Source organism: Methanothermobacter sp. CaT2, from assembly GCF_000828575.1.
GTDB lineage: Archaea > Methanobacteriota > Methanobacteria > Methanobacteriales > Methanothermobacteraceae > Methanothermobacter.
On record NZ_AP011952.1, the window covers coordinates 1,434,963 to 1,451,870 of the forward strand.

Annotated in this window: 18 protein-coding genes; 4 read left to right on the top strand and 14 right to left on the bottom strand. The window is 51.7% G+C overall.

The features are described from left to right. Nucleotides 1-2 precede the first annotated feature (2 nt). The 9 genes from glmM to MTCT_RS07430 form a co-directional block, all read right to left on the bottom strand. Nucleotides 3-1,352 carry a phosphoglucosamine mutase gene (glmM, locus tag MTCT_RS07390; protein ID WP_048176106.1) on the bottom strand — a complete coding sequence of 450 codons (1,350 nt, stop codon included), beginning with the start codon at nt 1,350-1,352 and terminating at the stop codon, nt 3-5. Between the two features lies 1 nt (nt 1,353). After that, nucleotides 1,354-2,583, bottom strand: a complete 1,230-nt coding sequence (locus MTCT_RS07395) for a 2,3-bisphosphoglycerate-independent phosphoglycerate mutase (protein WP_048176109.1) — start codon at nt 2,581-2,583, stop codon at nt 1,354-1,356. Between the two features lie 30 nt (nt 2,584-2,613). After that, on the bottom strand, nt 2,614-3,297 hold the full coding sequence (locus MTCT_RS07400; RefSeq protein WP_048176111.1) for a TIGR00297 family protein: 684 nt from the start codon (nt 3,295-3,297) through the stop codon (nt 2,614-2,616). Nucleotides 3,298-3,318: 21 nt separating this feature from the next. Next, nucleotides 3,319-3,906 (bottom strand): 30S ribosomal protein S3ae, encoded by a 588-nt coding sequence (locus MTCT_RS07405; RefSeq protein ID WP_010877201.1) that lies wholly within the window; start codon nt 3,904-3,906, stop codon nt 3,319-3,321. Nucleotides 3,907-4,135: 229 nt separating this feature from the next. Continuing rightward, nucleotides 4,136-4,462, bottom strand: a complete 327-nt coding sequence (locus MTCT_RS07410) for a NifB/NifX family molybdenum-iron cluster-binding protein (RefSeq protein WP_048176682.1) — start codon at nt 4,460-4,462, stop codon at nt 4,136-4,138. Between the two features lies 1 nt (nt 4,463). Further along, nucleotides 4,464-5,036, bottom strand: a complete 573-nt coding sequence (locus MTCT_RS07415) for a flavodoxin family protein (protein WP_197538709.1) — start codon at nt 5,034-5,036, stop codon at nt 4,464-4,466. Beyond that, nucleotides 4,975-5,817, bottom strand: a complete 843-nt coding sequence (mtnP, locus tag MTCT_RS07420; protein WP_048176112.1) for an S-methyl-5'-thioadenosine phosphorylase — start codon at nt 5,815-5,817, stop codon at nt 4,975-4,977. Before mtnP ends, MTCT_RS07415 begins: the two co-directional genes overlap by 62 nt. 13 nt (nt 5,818-5,830) lie before the next feature. Further along, nucleotides 5,831-7,279, bottom strand: coding sequence for an RNA-splicing ligase RtcB (locus MTCT_RS07425; RefSeq protein ID WP_048176115.1), 1,449 nt, complete (start codon nt 7,277-7,279; stop codon nt 5,831-5,833). A gap of 32 nt (nt 7,280-7,311) precedes the next feature. Continuing rightward, nucleotides 7,312-7,734 carry an archease gene (locus MTCT_RS07430; protein ID WP_048176116.1) on the bottom strand — a complete coding sequence of 141 codons (423 nt, stop codon included), beginning with the start codon at nt 7,732-7,734 and terminating at the stop codon, nt 7,312-7,314. Between the two features lie 176 nt (nt 7,735-7,910). Between MTCT_RS07430 and MTCT_RS09370 the strand changes: the two genes are divergently transcribed. Continuing rightward, on the top strand, nt 7,911-8,078 hold the full coding sequence (locus MTCT_RS09370) for a hypothetical protein (protein ID WP_158296338.1): 168 nt from the start codon (nt 7,911-7,913) through the stop codon (nt 8,076-8,078). Between the two features lies 1 nt (nt 8,079). On the opposite strand, the gene cdc6-2 is transcribed toward MTCT_RS09370, so the two are convergent. After that, nucleotides 8,080-9,219, bottom strand: a complete 1,140-nt coding sequence (gene cdc6-2 / locus MTCT_RS07435) for an ORC1-type DNA replication protein Cdc6-2 (protein WP_048176118.1) — start codon at nt 9,217-9,219, stop codon at nt 8,080-8,082. Nucleotides 9,220-9,245: 26 nt separating this feature from the next. Then, entirely contained in the window at nt 9,246-9,944 is a 699-nt protein-coding gene (locus MTCT_RS07440) for a 6-hydroxymethylpterin diphosphokinase MptE-like protein (RefSeq protein WP_048176120.1), read from the bottom strand. 252 nt (nt 9,945-10,196) lie between these two features. On the opposite strand from MTCT_RS07440, the gene MTCT_RS07445 reads away from it, so the two are divergent. Further along, nucleotides 10,197-11,354: an alanine--glyoxylate aminotransferase family protein gene (locus MTCT_RS07445; RefSeq protein WP_048176684.1), complete on the top strand. Its 1,158-nt coding sequence runs from the start codon at nt 10,197-10,199 to the stop codon at nt 11,352-11,354. 215 nt (nt 11,355-11,569) lie between these two features. Here MTCT_RS07445 and MTCT_RS07450 read toward each other — a convergent pair whose 3' ends face one another. After that, nucleotides 11,570-13,144 (bottom strand): thiamine pyrophosphate-binding protein, encoded by a 1,575-nt coding sequence (locus MTCT_RS07450; protein WP_048176122.1) that lies wholly within the window; start codon nt 13,142-13,144, stop codon nt 11,570-11,572. Between the two features lie 69 nt (nt 13,145-13,213). Here MTCT_RS07450 and acs point away from each other — a divergent pair, with 69 nt between their 5' ends. Then, the gene (acs, locus tag MTCT_RS07455) at nt 13,214-15,175 is read left to right on the top strand and encodes an acetate--CoA ligase (RefSeq protein ID WP_048176124.1); all 1,962 of its coding nucleotides are present in this window, start codon (nt 13,214-13,216) and stop codon (nt 15,173-15,175) included. A gap of 519 nt (nt 15,176-15,694) precedes the next feature. Here the strand turns inward: acs and MTCT_RS07460 are convergent. Then, nucleotides 15,695-16,144, bottom strand: coding sequence for a deoxyuridine 5'-triphosphate nucleotidohydrolase (locus tag MTCT_RS07460; RefSeq protein ID WP_048061315.1), 450 nt, complete (start codon nt 16,142-16,144; stop codon nt 15,695-15,697). Between the two features lie 90 nt (nt 16,145-16,234). Between MTCT_RS07460 and dmpI the strand changes: the two genes are divergently transcribed. Beyond that, nucleotides 16,235-16,420: a 4-oxalocrotonate tautomerase DmpI gene (dmpI, locus tag MTCT_RS07465; RefSeq protein WP_048176126.1), complete on the top strand. Its 186-nt coding sequence runs from the start codon at nt 16,235-16,237 to the stop codon at nt 16,418-16,420. Nucleotides 16,421-16,567: 147 nt separating this feature from the next. Here the strand turns inward: dmpI and MTCT_RS07470 are convergent, their stop codons facing one another. Continuing rightward, on the bottom strand, nt 16,568-16,849 hold the full coding sequence (locus tag MTCT_RS07470) for a hypothetical protein (RefSeq protein ID WP_048176128.1): 282 nt from the start codon (nt 16,847-16,849) through the stop codon (nt 16,568-16,570). Between the last annotated feature and the right edge of the window lie 59 nt (nt 16,850-16,908).

Below are 16,908 nucleotides of genomic sequence, written 5' to 3' on the forward strand. Positions count from 1 at the left end.
CATCACCCTATCACATTTTCAAGGTAATCACGGGTCCTTTCATGTATATACCTGGCCTTCTCCTCTGTCTTTCCCTCCAGGGTGATCCTGATGTAGGGCTCTGTCCCTGATGGCCTCACAAGAACCCAGCTCCCATCATCCAGGGATATCCTGACGCCGTCGATGGTGTTAATGTCTGATGTCTCGCTGAACTTGCCACTGAGCTCAGCAGCCACCCTCTCCATTATGATATCCTTCTTCTCGTCGGGGCACGGGACCTTGTCCCTTATGTTGGGGTAGGATGGCACCTCCTCAAGCAGCTCTGAGAGGGGCCCCCTTGCTGATACAAGTTCCGCCACCCTGAGGGCTGAGAGTATCCCGTCGGGGCACATGCAGAAATCAGGGTGCAGCCAGGTACCTGAGGGCTCACCTCCGAACCTGGCCCCCTCCTCTGCAATGGTGTTGGCCACATGCACATCACCCACACGGGTCCTTATGACCTCGCCCCGGTCCCCCAGGCATTCATCAACACAGAGGGACGCATCAACGGTTGTTATTATCTTACCTCCAATCTCCCTTGCCATGAGGGCCAGGAGCTTATCGAAGCTTGCGAATCGTCCCTGGTCGTCGATTGCAACCATCCGGTCTGCGTCACCATCGTGGGCTATGCCCAGATCAGCCCCGGTTGACCTCACAGTCTCCATCAGCTCCGAGAGGTTCTCAGGGACCGGTTCAGGGTCACGCCCCGGGAAGAAACCATCAGGCTGAGAGTTAAGGGTTATGACCCTGCAGCCGGCCTTCCTGAATATGAGGGGAGACAGGTGGGATGCTGCGCCGCACCCGGAGTCAATGACGACCTTGAGGGGTTTTTTAATCTCCACGGTTTCGAGTACCGCCCTGACATAGTCATCCCTCATATCAACTGTGGTCATGGACCCCAGTTCATCCCAGGCCTTCCTTTTGAAGTCTCTGCTGTGTATTATGGCCTCTATGACCCTCTCCTGTGATGGTCTGTAGGCCATCCCGTCAGGGTTCCAGAGCTTTATCCCGTTGTAGGGGGCGGGGTTATGGGATGCGGTTATCATCACACCAGCAGCTGCACCCAGACGGGATGCTGCGTAACCCACAAGGGGTGTGGGGACCATTCCAAGGCGTGTAACATCACAGCCACATTCTACTATCCCGGCGATCAGGGCATTCTCCAGAAGCTGGCTGGATGTCCTTGTATCGTAGCCCACAACAACCTCCCCATCACCACCGAGGTGGGTTGCCAGGGCCCTTCCGGTGTCAGCTGCAAGTTCCAGTGTGACCTTCTCTCCGAAGCGGCCCCTTATACCTGATGTACCGAAGAGTCGCGGTTTTTTCTCCTTCATCTTAAGCCCCGAATTTTTCCTTTTTGTTCATGAGGTCAAGGAGTATGTCCATGACATCGGATCCCCTTATCCGGCAGAGACCACCAGCCGCGGCAGCCCTCTCACTGAAGGATGTGACATCATCAACACGGACCTCCGGCCCGGTTATGGCGATGGGCACAGGGTCACCTGTGTGGTCCATGACAGATACAGGTGTTGAGTGGTCCGCCGTTAGTATGAAGTAGATATCATCCCCCATCAGGTCCCCGAGGATGGAGTCGACCCTCTCAATGAAACGGACCTTCCCCTCGAGGTCGCCGTCGTGTCCAGCCTCATCAGCACCATCGATGTTTATGAGGAGGAACTCGTAATCAGCGGCAATTGCACTGTATATGGCGTTCTTTATGCTCTCAAGGTCTGTGTCTATTCCCCCGGTGGCCCCCTCAACGTCTATCACATCCATGCCTGTGAGGTGCCCTATGCCCTTTATTAGTCCTGTTTCGGCTATGCACGCCGCCTTCAGACCGTAGCGTTCCTGGAATTTCTCAACACGTGGAACGGCACCCGCCCCCCGTGGGAGTATTATGTTTGCAGGGGCCTCACCCCTTTCGATCCTCCCGGTGTTGACCGGGTGGTCCCTCAGGATTTCATAGGATTCCTTAACGATCCTGTTGAGAACCTCAGCTGTCTTCAGGGATTCAGGGGATCCATCAAGTGCCTTTATCTTCTTCGGAGGTTTTCCCTCCACCTTGGGGTCTGCATCTGAGACCTTATCCCCGAGTCCGGGTCCCCTCAGTACAAGGACTGCCCTGTGACCTGTTGATTCCCTGAATATTATTTCAACATCCTCAAAGCCCTCAATGGTCATTGAATTTATCGTCCGGGCTATACTTGAGGTCCCTGACCTTATACGTCCGGCCCTCCTGTCTGTTATTATCATATCCTCGTCTGCAGTCGCGAAGTTGCACCTGAATGCGATGTCCCCTGGTTTCACGTCAAGACCAACACCAGCGGCCTCAAAGGGTCCCCTTCCGGTGTAAACCCTGTATGGATCATATCCGAGGATTGAAAGGTGCGATGTGTCGCTCCCTGCCCTCACACCGGGTTTTATGGGGTCCATTATACCGTTAATACCTGACTCTGCTATCCTGTCCATATTGGGGGTGCTGGCGGCCTCGAGAGGTGTTCTGCCTGAGAGTTTCTCAAGCGGGCGGTCAGCCATCCCGTCTATTATCATTATTACCCCTTTCATGATTAACCCACCTTCCTAGATTTATGATCTCTATCCTAAAATAATTCCTATAACTGCCCCTGTAACTGTTGCAAGGAGGTTCACATGTTCATTGGTGAGGTACTTCCTTCTTTCAAGGACTGCACCCAGAAGACTGTCCATGAAGCAACCCACAGTCCCTGCAATCACAGCCACCTTCATTGATTTGATGGGATCAGGGCATACACCAAGTAAAAATGCTGATAAACCAATTATACCGGCTCCCGCTATACCGGCAGCGGTTCCAAGGGATGATATGCCTCCATCGGTCCCGGGTTCCACCCTCTTAAGTGTTGTTATGAGTCGCGGTGTCTGCAGAACTCCGATCTCACTCGCCATGGTATCGGCGGTGGCGGTTGCAACGGATCCTATGAAGCCCCCAACAAAACCGTCATAGTATCCAAAGGCAGCCATTATGAAGGGCACTATCCCATTCGATATAACGTTCTTGGCGCTTCTGGTTCCCTCAAAGACACCAAGCTCCTTCTTGTATTCATGTCTGTACTTTGTTGATAGGAGGCCAAGAACGAGGAAAATAAAAATAAGAAGGAGCCAGTTAAAACCGGCGGATAATATTATGAGAAGACCCATAAGGATCATGAAAAGGGACCCCCATACATCGAGGGCACCTCTATAGTAGGTTAAGAATCCAATGAATACGCACAGGAGTACGTATCCAATGTTGAGGTCTATCATGAGGGGTCCCGATCCATTTGATTAGGCTGGTTCCTCCAGAACCCTGCTCTTTATTATTTCAACCCTCTTGAGGGGGTAGATCTTCTTGGCCTGGTGGTATATTTCTGAGGCTATTTTTCCTGTTACAATACCCTCCACGAGTTCCTCAAAGGTCTTCTCTGAGGCGATTTCCCTGAGGTGTTCCTCTATGCTCTGCCTCATGTACTTCTGCTGTGAGGACTTCGCCCTCCGGATTGTTATGGCCAGGGGATGGACCTTAAGTTTGTAACCATCCTTTGTTTCAACTATAACCGGGGCATCGACCCTGCTCGTACCCCTCCTTATCATGCTCCTGACGTAGTCCGTCGTGACCTGGTGGCCTATGAACCTGGTTGTGGCCTCACTGCCGGCGACGCTGTCTATCTGGAACTTCAGCTTAACGTACTGCTTTGAGAAGTCTCCGGTCAGTTCCCTCATGGTGGCTTCAACCCTCCTCTTGAGGAGGAAGTCAGGGTCCCTTGAGGGTGTTGTTCCTATCTCGTTTTCTCCAAACAGTTTAGGACTTTTTATCACATACCATTTCTTTTCTTTCCATGTATCACGTACTCTCCTTCTTCGAGCCTTTGCCATTATATCACCTTAATCTTTAACACCGTAAAAACAGCTGGATTTAACATAAATTCAAAAAATTCATATTTAACTGGTTAACCATGATTTAGAGTTACATACACCGCCAGTATGGAATACTCTATAATAGGATAAGGGAGTATTTAAATCTTGACATGGTGGTTTGGGGTGCTGTGTGGTCATGAATATGAACAGCCATACATACAGTACCATGAAAATGGGGTTATGCGGGTTACACTGACTTCATGAATTCGGTGTGCCTGATCCACCTTTCAAGCACTTCCTCAACCGGGCCCTCATCGGCCACGAATTTTATACCGGCATCCTCAATCCCGACCTTACCCCTGAGGCCGGCCTGGACAGCTATTACAACATCACAGTCTCTGATGGCATCAAGGGCTTTCATCCACTGATGTTTCCCGGTTTCAGAGATTTCAACGGTCCGCTTCTCAAGAAATCTTGGTTTACCCCCACTGTATTCATACACAAGGAACTGGGAGGCCCTCCCGAAATGGAGGTCAACCTCCTCCCCACTGGAGGAGGCCAGTGCTATCCTCATCTTAAGAACCGCCATTTATCCTTTTTATAAGCTCAGCCACGTTTTCTCCGAAACGTCTTATGGTCTCAATTCCCTCACTGTCATCTTCAACCTCGCCGGGGGCCCATCCAAATACCATGTTCCAGTAGGTTGAACCCGGTACTATCATGTCGTTTATGAAGTAGAACATCAGGAGCTCCTGTATGGTCGCGGTGTGGCCTCCGCGCCTTGCAACCGCAATGGGGCCACCGACCTTCCAGCTCAGGAATCCGTCTGAGGCCCTTGAAACCATCCCGATCCGCTGCAGCGCCGCCATCAGGTCGCCCCTGGCGGTTCCAAAGTAGACAGGGGTTGCAACTATGAAGCCCTCGGAGTCACGTATCCTGTCGATTATATCGTTGAGGCCGTCATCTATCCTGCAGCGGTGCTTCTTCGCACAGCTCAGACAGGCCCTGCAGGATTCGATTTTCATCCCACGGAGTGATATTATATCTGTTTCAACACCATGGCTCTCTATAGCATCCCTGCAGTGCTCAAGGACCATCATGGTGTTGCTCTTCTTTCTCGGGCTTGCAGATATCATTAAAACCTTCATATAATTCCTCCTCATGATTATTAACGTCGGCACCTCTGAGTGCATGCTGACATGGACATGATTGCTCTGTTTTGAGGTCCCTGATTGCAGCATCAATGATGTCTATGAGATCATTCTTCTTCTCATCCATAATCTCGAAGACCTCATCTATGGTGAGCTTGCTGGGTGAAATGGACGCCGCATAGTTGGATACGAGGCATATGCTTGCATAGCACATCTCAAGCTCCCTTGCAAGGACGGCCTCTGGCAGTCCTGTCATGCCAACCACGGTGCCCCCAAGGGTCTGGAACATCCTTATCTCTGAGGGTGTTTCAAACCTGGGGCCCTCAGTGCACACGTACACCCCCCCATCAACCACACCTGATGATCCGCTGAGGGCGGAACGTATATTCCTGCAGTAGGGCTCTGTCATGTCTACATGCACTGTTTTCTCATCATAGAAGGTTGATGGACGGGACCTTGTGAAGTCGAGGAAGTCATGGGGCACAACAAAGTCCCCGGGTCCTATGGACCTTTTAAGAGACCCCACAGCATTTGTTGCTATTATCTGTCTGACCCCCAGCTCTTTGAGGGCCCATATGTTCGCCCGGTAGTTTACCATGTGCGGGGGTTTATCATGGCCCGGTGAGTGCCTTGGTATGAAGGCGACCCTCCGCCCGTGGAGTTTGAATACGGATATTTCAGGTGTTTTGCCGTAGGGGGTGATGAGGGACTCCCTTCTCTCCAGCCTCCCGTATTCAGCCATCTCATATATGCCGGTACCTCCAATGATCCCTATCATTGCTTCACCCCGGCTATCCCTTGGCAACGCCGAGGGGGAGCATCCTCGCCACAAGGCGGGATATTCCTGTTTCATGGGCGGTTCTCACAACGACGTCCACGTCCTTGTAGGCCCCCGGGGCCTCCTCTGCAACCACAGGCATGGAGGTGGCCCTGACATAGATGCCCTCACTTTCAAGTTTCCTCTGGACCTCCTCGCCGCGGTAGGTCTTCTTGGCACCTGCACGGCTCATCTTACGCCCGGCGCCGTGGGCGGTTGAACCGAAGGTCTCCTCCATGGCAACCTCTGTTCCGTGGAGAAGGTAGGATGATGTTCCCATTGTCCCTGGTATTATCACCGGTTGACCGATTTTCCGGTACTCCTGAGGTATCTCATCCCTTCCCGGTCCAAAGGCCCTTGTAGCCCCCTTCCTGTGGACGAATACCTCTGTTTCACGACCCTTTATGGTGTGGACCTCCTTCTTGGCTATGTTGTGGGCCACGTCATAGACGATTTCCATCTCCATGTCCTCTGCAGTCATACCGAAGACGGCCTCAAAGGATTCCCTGACCCAGTGGACTATCATCTGACGGTTGGCCCAGGCATAATTTGCAGCTGCTGCCATGGCCTGGAAGTAATCCAGGGCCTCATCCGAGTCCACAGGGGCGCATGCAAGCTGCCTGTCAGGTATGTTTATCTTGTACCTCCTGTATGCCTTGTCCATGAGCCTGAGGTAATCTGAGCAGACCTGGTGGCCGCAGCCACGTGAACCTGAGTGTATCATGACGGCGACCTTTCCGGGGCTCACACCGTAGACCCTGGCTGCTTCCTCATCGAAGATCTCATCAACCATCTGGACCTCAAGGAAGTGGTTACCTGAGCCAAGGGATCCGAGCTGGGGTATGCCCCTCTTCTTGGCCTTTTCACTGACCTTTTCTGAGCTGGCCTCCTCCATTTTACCGTTTTCTTCAAGGCGCCTGAGGTCCTGGTCCCAGCCGTATCCGTTTTCAACGGCCCATTCAGCCCCGTTTTCAAGCACCTCATCGATCTCCCCGGGTTTCAGGCGTATCTTCCCCTTACTCCCAACACCGGAGGGGACATTGGTGAAGAGCGTGTTTATGAGCTCCTTTATCTTTGGCCTGACATCCTCATGGTCAAGGTTTGTCCTGACCATCCTCACACCACAGTTTATATCGAATCCAACACCTCCAGGGCTTATAACTCCTGTTCGGGCGCTGAAGGCACCCACACCTCCAATGCTGAAGCCGTAACCGAAGTGAATATCTGGCAGTCCAATGGAGAACTTCTGGATACCCGGGAGACAGGCAACGTTGGCCACCTGATCGATGGCCCCCTTCTCAAGGTCCCTGAGGGCCTCCTCCCTCAGGAAGATCCTCCCGGGCACCCTCATCCCCTTCTTGTATGATGTTGGAACTTCCCATACGGATTCTCTCACCTTAACCAGTTCTTCATGTATACTCATGCAAACCATCCTCCATCATTTCTTCTCATCAATTAGAGGTCCAGAATTACCCTAGCCTTTATCAGCCCATCTTCATCCAGGATTTCCATCATATGGAATGTCACGGCCTTCACCTCGTCACGCCGCTCATGGCTTTCCTTTATCTCTTCACCCATGGCGGTGCCGGTGAGGTGGAGGCCATCATCTTTCTCATCTATCTTAACTTTGAATTTACTGAATAAAATAAATTCAGTGTCATGTATGAAGAGCAGTTCATCCAGCCAGTCATAGAGAAGCGAAACCCTATCCTCTGATGTGATTTCAACTCTCCTCTCCTCAGCAGCCTCAACCAGTGAGGTGTCGGTCATAACCTCGAACATTGCAAGGGCTGCGTTCTCAAAGACCTCCTCGAGGTCATGTCCATAGGCCCAGAATCCAGCATCTGCAGTGACATCAAAGAATTCAAACCCTTTCATGGTCTCCCTCCCGGTGTGCAGCAGGTGACATTGATCATGAACTTAAGATGCACATACACTGAGTTATTGAGGGGGTTCTCTATCCCCGGTATGTGCTTTACTCTTTACTTTTCAGGTGCTCTCTATCTCTTTTCTTAAATAATCTCCACATGAACATGGTAGTGGAGTGGATTATTATGCACAGTCTGAGGAAATCAAACAGTATATGGAGACGTCTCGGGCACCTTGCTGTTGTGGTGGATGTGAGGTCATGTTTAATCATCTCAATGGTTCTCATGGCCCTCCTGTGGGGCGTTATCAGCGTCGCAGCGGGAGGAAACTCAAATTATCCTGCGGGTATCTGAATTAGAAGCCAGGGCACCTTCGGAGGTCCTCCCTGCTGAAACGTGGAATCAAAATCCGGGAGTTACCACGAACACCCTTACCGGTGAGCCTTGTGTCAATCAACCTTAAAAATTCCAGTTTCTCAATGATCCTGTTGAAGGATGAGTAGCTTGAACCTGTGCTCTCCCTGAAGAGCTCGTAGAGGGCCCCGGCTGTCATATCCTCGCCGGCGTCTGCAAGTATCCTCAGAAACTCCCTCTCATTTTCGTTCAGGGTTCGCACCGTGTGTATGAGATTCACGGGTCCTGTGCTCTTCAGGGCCCTTTCAAGGTGCTCCTCTCCTATCACCGGCGATGCATCCGCCTCTGCAAGGTTTCCACAGACCCTGAGGAGGTCTATACCGTAGCGGAGATCCCCGGTATCCATTGTATGGTCAGTTATCCTCTCAAGGAGCTCATCGGAAATGACACCCGGGTAGAATCCGACCCTGACACGATCCCTGAGTATGTTGAACACCTCCTCACGGGTGTAGGGAGGGAATACGATCTCCTGGGGTATGAATATGGAGTCAACATTTTTATCAAGGGCGTACCTGAACTCGATGTCTGAGAGAACAGCGAATACCCCGGTCCTCACACCCTCAAATACTTCATGGGCCCTAAGTATATCGTAGAGTACCTTGTTCGCATTTTTACTGTAGAAGAGGTGGTTGATGTCATCAAGGGCAACCACCAGGGCCCTCTTCTCGGTGGCAAGGTGCTGCATTATGGTCTGATATATCCTTGAGAATGGTACTCCGGTTTCAGGGGGCTGGTGCCCGAATATCTTGCTGTAGATCTGTGAAAAGATCCCGAATCTTGTGGTGTGGAGCTGACAGTTTATGTAGCAGCATACAACGCCCTCTGATGTTGATTCAACCATTTCAAATATCTTCTTGATGGCGGTTGTCTTACCTGTTGCACAAGATCCCAGTATAACCGCATTGACGGGCCTCCCATTCCTCAGGGCGGGCCTTATACACACTGCAAGGGCCTCCATCTGGGACTCCCTGTACCTGTAGTTCTCAGGAACATAGTCGGGGTCAAAGGCGTTCATGTTCCTGAAGAGAGTCTCATCATGCAGGAGTATATCCCTTATATCGCGCCTCTTATCGCCTTTCATGGTCCTTCACGTTCATTTTATTGAATTCACCATTTCTCTATCATGACATCCCCGTTCCTCTCAAGCCAGTCTATTAGTCTGCTGGCGTACTCAAGTTTGAGCCTTTTAACGGGATCGGCCGGTCCAAGCTCAGAGTCCATATCAGGCCTTGAGTACCTTGTCACAACCTCACCGAAGTCCATGCCTGCCAGCACTATACGACCGGCGCCGAGGGCTGCGGCAAGGAAAACAGCGCGGTCACCATCTGTGAATCCACCAAAATTGTGGAGACAGCCATGGGGGATGCTCTGGGTTGTCCCGATGATGTTCTGGAGGAGTGGGAGGTACCTCCTGAGGGCAGGGAGGTTGTTTCCATGGGCGTGGACCACCACCACCGCCCCCTGCCGGTTTGCCTCGATTATATCCTCCATCTTACCATCGAGGTCGGTTACTATTATGTCAGGCAGCACATCCTCCTCGAGGAGTGCAGTGGTGGCACCATCTGCCGAGATGACTGTCATGGGCTCATCAAGGGCCCTGAACCTTTTGAGGTGGGATCTGAGTGATGGTCCAGCCCCGAATACAATGAAGTCACTGGATGGGACATCAATGTCATCAACCCGCAGGCATCCGTGTTCCCTGAGGAAGGCGTCGAGGTATGATGCTGACTCCTCATCAGCCCTCCTGTCAAATCCAAAGTCATCAAGTATACGTGTGTACCATCTGAGCCATACCTGGACTTCCATGGGATAACTTTATCCACATTTATATATCATTCTTTGGGTTTTCTCCTGGTGGGAGCTGGAGCTCAGGAGCCTGATTCAGGCCCTGAAGCCGCGATCCATCAGTTAATCACCTCTTCAAGGCCCAATGACTGGCTGAATTTTCAGGTCGAATCTACTGATGGCTGGCCGAGACTCATGTAAATCTTTTTAAATGGACAGATTAAAAATAGATACAGGTTATGAAATCCACTTTAATCTGGAGGTTTTTTGGAAATGGATGAAACACTGCTTATGATCCCCGGGCCGACGAGGGTGGCCCAGAGAGTCCTTAAGGCAATGTCAGAGAACATTGTTAACCACAGGAGCGCCCTCTTTGGCAGGATCCTGACTGAAACGACTGAGATGATGTCCGATGTTTTCAGGACCAGCAATAAGTCTTACCTTCTGACGGGTTCAGGGACAGCTGCAATGGAAGCCGCAGTTGCAAACATTATAGAACCCGGCGATAAGATCCTGAATGTTGTTGGGGGTAAATTTGGTCAGAGGTTCGCCCAGATAGTGGAGGCCTTTGGAGGCGAATCCATCACCATAGACGTGGAGTGGGGTAAGGCCGTTAACCCCGATGACATTGGATACACCCTTGAGGAGAATGATGATATAAAGGCAGTCACAGTAGTCCACAATGAGACATCAACAGGTGTGGCTAACCCCATCAGGGAGATAGGGAAGATAATGGACGACTACGACGCCCTCTACATAGTTGACACGGTTTCATCCCTGGGAGGGGATGAGGTCGATGTTGATGCCTACGGCATAGACATCTGTGTTACAGGTTCCCAGAAGTGCCTTGCAGCACCCCCAGGTATGGCAGCCATAACCCTCAGCAACGACGCCTGGAGGGTCATTGAAGCTGTGGATAATCCCCGAACATACTACCTGAACCTCAAGAAGTACAGGAAGAGCGGTGACGCGGAGCCACCTGAGACACCATACACCCCTGCAGTTTCACTCATATACGCAATGCATGAGGCCCTCAAGGTTATAATGGAGGAGGGACTCAGCAACAGGATAAAGAGGCACAAGATAGCTGCAGAGGCCACAAGGAATGCGGTGAAGGCCCTCGACCTTGAACTGTTCCCTGATGAAGCAGTTTCATCAACAACGGTCACGGCTGTTAATCTCCCTGAGGGAGTTACAGATGGTGAACTGAGGGGGACAATGAGGAACAAGTACCATGTTGAGCTTGCAGGGGGACAGGACCACCTCAAGGGAAGGATATTCCGTATCGGTCACATGGGTAACATAACCCACAGGGAACTTATAACAACATTTTCAGCCCTTGAGATGACCCTCAGGGAGCTCGGATTTGAGGTTGAAATGGGAGAGGCTGTTGCAGCAGTCGCAGACACCTACCTCCCTGAGGACCTCTAAATACTATTTTTTTGCGGATTTCTCCTTTTTCTGGCGGACCCTAAAACATTCTCCACCCGGAATCACCCTGTCCCCTTCGTTGACGAAGAGCTCTCCGTGTTCAGGGGTCCTCCGGGAGCCTAATGCAGTGAGGGACCTCCGAAGATCATTTTCAGACACTTAAGAGGATTAGAATTCTTTAGCACATATCCCCAGGCCCTCACCATGCAAGGGGATCAGGGCCTGACCCCGGGAAGTGGTATGTCCTCCCCTTCAACCATGAACTCCAGGAGGCGGGGTTCACCTGACTCAAGGGCCCTCTCCACGGCACCTGAGACATCTTCCACCCTGAGGATCCTCTCCGCACCTATACCGTAGGCATCTGCAAGTCTAATGAAATCAGGGTTCTTCAGTTCAACAGAGTAACTGGTGCCGTAGTTCATCTCCTGCCACTGCCTTATAACATCGAGCTTCTTGTTATTCAGGATGCACATGGTGATGGGCAGCTCCAGCTCAGCAACGGTGCCAAGTTCCTGGATAGTCATCTGAAATCCGCCGTCACCCGCTATCATGATGACATCCCTGGATGGGTCTGCAAGCTTTGCACCGATGGCCGCCGGGAGACCGTAACCCATGGGCCCGAAGCCACCGGAGAATATGAGGGACCTCTCACGGAGAACCCGCCGGTGGAGGGTCACCCAGGTGGTGTGGCTACCGGCATCGTTGACTATGGTGGCATCGGGGGCTGCATCAAGAATACCCCTCACAGCAGCTGATGTTACAAATGCATCCCCACCGGGGGGCGGTAACTCACTGATGGGCGGGTTATCCCTCCGATAGGCTGCAAGTTCCTTAAACCACCCCTCCGGTCCTTTTAATTCAGGCAGTTCCCTCAGGAAATCCCCCACATCCATCTGAAGCACAACATCGCCCCTCAGTACAGAGGGGTCAGTGTTGACGTGTATTACTCGGGGATTTCCTGTGGCTGCCAGGGTCCTCTCTGAGAGCCTCGCCCCGAGGACCAGGAGAACGTCGCAGTTCCCTGCAGCATGGTTAGCTGCCGGGGTCCCCCGGGTACCGGTCATTCCCAGACAGAGTGGATGGTCCTCGGGTATAACACCCCTTGCACTGTAGGTGGTCACCACCGGGATCCTGGCATTCTCTATGAATTCCCTGAACTCCCCAACGGCGTTCCCCCAGATTACACCACCACCTGCAAGTATAAGGGGCCTTCTCGCGGATCCCAGAAGTTCCAGCGCTCTGCTCATGTCTGAAAGCTCCCTAAACACTTCAGATGGCCCCACAGGGGGGCATGCATCCTCTTCAAGGACGTCCCTTGGCAGGTTTATGTGTATGACACCGGTAAGCCCCCTCCTGAGGGAGCTTATGGAGTCAGCCAGCATCATGGAGGCCTCATCACCACTCCCCGGGGTCATGCTCATCCTTGTAAGGGGCCTGAAAACCGCCTCAAGGTCAACCTCCTGGAACCTGCCGGGGCCCCCACCCCGTGGCAGGTCACCGGTCATGGCAATGAGGGGTACGGAATCTGTGCTGGCTGCAGCCACACCCATCACAAGATTAAGGGCGCCAGGTCCTCCGGTGGCAACACAGACCCCCGGTCCTCCAGAGGCCCGGGCGTAGCCATCTGCGGCGTGGACGGCGCCCTGTTCGTGTCTCATGAGAACATGTTCAAGCCCGGATTTTCTGAGGGCCTCATAGAGTGGCAGTATCTGTTCACCCGGGTGCCCGAAGATATGGGTGAAACCAGCTTCCTCCAGGATCCCTGCAAGGACCTCCGCACACATCTTCATGCACCCATCTATATTCTGCCAACTATTTAAATCATGAATTAAAAAAATATTAACAGAAGGGGGTTGTTTATGAGAGGACAGCTTGATGCTCTGCTCAGGGAGGAAAGGGTTTTTAATCCAGACGAGGAACTTGCAGAAAACAGCAATATAAGGGCCTGGATGGACGCCAGGGGTATTGGGGGTTATGATGAGCTCCTTGAGAGGGCCAGCTCTGACCCTGAGTGGTTCTGGGATGAGATGGCATCTGAACTTGAATGGTTCAGACCCTACACCAGGGTCCTTGAATGGGAACCACCCCATGCCAGCTGGTTCACAGGCGGAAAATTCAACATCACATACAGTGCCCTTGACAGGCATGTTATGGGTCCTGAGAGAAACAGGGTGGCATATATATGGGAGGGTGAGGATGGTAGCGTCCGGAAGCTCACCTACTATGACCTCTACAGGGAGGTTAACCGCCTGGCCAATGCCCTTAAGGATATGGGTGTCTCAAGGGGGGACCGCGTCAGCATATACCTCCCCATGATACCGGAACTCCCCATAGCCATGCTCGCCTGTGCACGTATAGGTGCAGTCCACAGTGTAGTGTTCAGCGGCTTCTGGGCCAAGGCCTTCAGGGAGAGGGCTGCAGATGCCGGGGCAAAGGTTGCGATCACTGCAGACGCATTCTACCGCAGGGGTAAGGTAATAAGACTCAAGGAAACCCTTGATATGGTCGCAGATGAGATCCCCTCCCTTGAGAGGGTCATAGTGGCGGACCGCATGGGGGATGATGTCAGCATGGTGGATGGGAGGGATATCTACTGGAGCGAGGCTGTTGAGGGCATGGACGATGAATGTCCCTGCCAGGAGCTTGACCCTGAGGATCCCCTCTTCATACTCTACACCTCCGGCACGACGGGTAAACCAAAGGGTGTTGTGCACACCCATGGGGGCTACGCCGTGGGTGTGAGCTCCACCTACAGGTTCGTCTTCGATGTTAAGGACCAGGACATATGGTGGTGTCTGGCTGACATAGGATGGATAACGGGTCACAGCTACATAGTCTACGCCCCCCTCATTGAGGGTGCAACCTCGGTCATCTATGAGGGTGCACCTGACCACCCGGATCCTGGAAGGATATGGAGCATGGTTGAGAGGTACGGTGTAAGCATCCTCTACACAGCACCCACGACGGTGAGGCTCTTCATGAAATATGGGGACAAGTGGCCTGAGAAGTATGACCTCAGAACACTCAGAATACTGGGGTCCGTTGGGGAACCCATAAACCCTGAGGCCTGGATGTGGTACTACCGGACCGTTGGTGGTGGCAGATGCCCCATCATGGATACCTGGTGGCAGACAGAGACCGGGATGCACATAATAACACCCCTCCCTGTGACACCCCTGAAGCCGGGTTCCGCAGGAAAACCATTCCCCACGGTAATAGCCGACGTTGTGGATGATGAGGGGAGGAGTCTGCGTGGAAGCGGAGGCCACCTTGTGATAAAAACACCGTGGCCTGCAATGTTCAGGACCCTCTTCAGGGAGCCTGAGAGGTATGTGGATGCCTACTGGAGCACATTTCCGGGCATCTACCTCAGCGGTGATGTTGCAAGGATAGATGAGGATGGTTACTTCTGGATCCAGGGCAGGGAGGACGATGTCCTCAACGTTGCAGGGCACAGGATAAGCACTGCAGAGGTTGAATCAGCCCTTGTGAGCCATCCTGATGTTGTTGAGGCTGCGGTGGTTGGAAAACCTGACATCCTCAGGGGAGAGGAGATAGCGGCCTTCGTTACTCTGAGGGATAAAGTGGAGCCCACACCCCGCCTCAAGGGTGTTCTGCGTGAACATGTGCGGAGGGAGATAGGTCCCATTGCAAGTCCCAGTTACATAGAGTTCGTTGAGGACCTTCCAAAGACAAGGTCAGGTAAGATAATGAGGAGGGTGATAAAGGCCATTGTGAGGGGTGAGGATGTGGGTGATGTCAGCACCCTCTCAAACCCGGAATCAGTGAGTATGCTGGAGGACAGGGTCCGTACATTCTGATGATGTCATCAGACAATTCTTTTTTATCGGAGAATCAGTACTGGTTTTCATGCTAGGCACACCGTTGCCAGTATGCCATTTGCCGATGGGAGAATCAGTACTGGTTTTCATGCGGGTTTTATTTTTCATCCGCGCCGCTTTCAGTTCATCAGAGGCCTGTATTTTTTGGAGAGCTTATGATGTCATCCTGGAAGTTTTTTGTGGCATTGCTGACTGAGTGGGCTGTCCATGAACTTTCACTCTGACCACTCAGTAAAAACTGGCCTCAGAGCCTATCTGGTTTTAGCGTACAATCAGAATCCTCATTAAACCACAATGGAACTCATATACTAATTATTAAATTCATAGCACGTTAAAAAATCTTAAAATTAAATTTAAATTGATTAAATAATTTATATGCTCAATCGGAGCCCAAAGAGACCAGTTAAAATCAGACCAAAATGGGATTGAAATCGCGGGGAAGCTGGACGAGCCCAAGACCCGGAAGGTGTTAAAATCAGACCAAAATGGGATTGAAATTCATTCTTGGTAGCTTCCACTGTACTTTCCTGATCCCTCCACCGGGAATACCACGGCCTGTACTATCCTTTCACCCCTCTTTAGTGTATACTCATATTCCCCATGATTATGTAAAAGGAACTGGAGGGTACCCCTGAAACCAGGATCTCCCACGGCGGTTTGAACGGATACAAAGGACCTCAGGAGGGTTGACCTTGGCAGGTAGAGCATTGCATATCCCTCAGGTATCTCTATCATCCTGTCAACACTTGCAAGGTAAGCTTTGCCGGGTTCAAGTCTGTAGATGGGCGGCTCAAGCATTTCGAGGGGTGGAAGGTTCTTCTCATCATCAATCAGTGACCCGGGTCCCATCTGTCTGTAAACCTTATCAACCCTCAGGTCAATTCCAGCTGGCTGGACAAGTTCCTCAAAGTCCGGAAAAAGTTTCTTTAAGAGCTGTTCTCCAATCATCTATGATTCCTCTGCAATTGCTATTTTCTGGTCTCTGAATCTATTAAAGGATTTATTATATGAGTATAATACCTATGGGTGGTGATATAGTTGCCTGTTATCCAGATAAACTGCAATGAACTGACAAGGGAAAAGAAAAGGGAACTCGTAAAGCGTATCACAGAGGTCTCAAGCGAAATTATGGGCCTCCCGGAGTCAACAATAACGGTTCTTATAAGGGAGTTCCCACCGGAGGATGTGGGGGTTGGAGGTTCACTCCTCTGTGACAGGGAGTGAATGGTTCCTCATGGGAGTGTCGCCCTGCTGACACTTCCAGCATTCCCCTGTGAGGGGGAGTGAATGTTCTCCGACATGGCTGAGAAATCAGAATTCAGAGACTGAGCTATTCTTATGTGGCCCAGTTTATTTTTTTAAGTTCAGATACTATCTTTCAGATGTTACATCGATAAGGAATACCGAGGCAATTTCCGGGGAGGGCCTCACAATCTTTAACCTGAACAATTTCGTCCTTCCCTGGTGGGGATAGCTTATCATTTCTTCCAGTTCAACATCCCCCATGATGGCCCCTTTGATCTTCTTCAGATCTTCCTCATCAAGACCCCTGAGGACGTCATGGACTCCCGGGGATCCAGAGCATTCCTTCACCCCTGTTATTATTGAGGCCTCCCTGTTGAGTTCCAGGAGCGCTGGTTCCCCATGGTCCACCTGAAAATTCAGTATTGCAACGGGGGATAATTCAAAGATCCTCTTAAGAATTCTCTCCC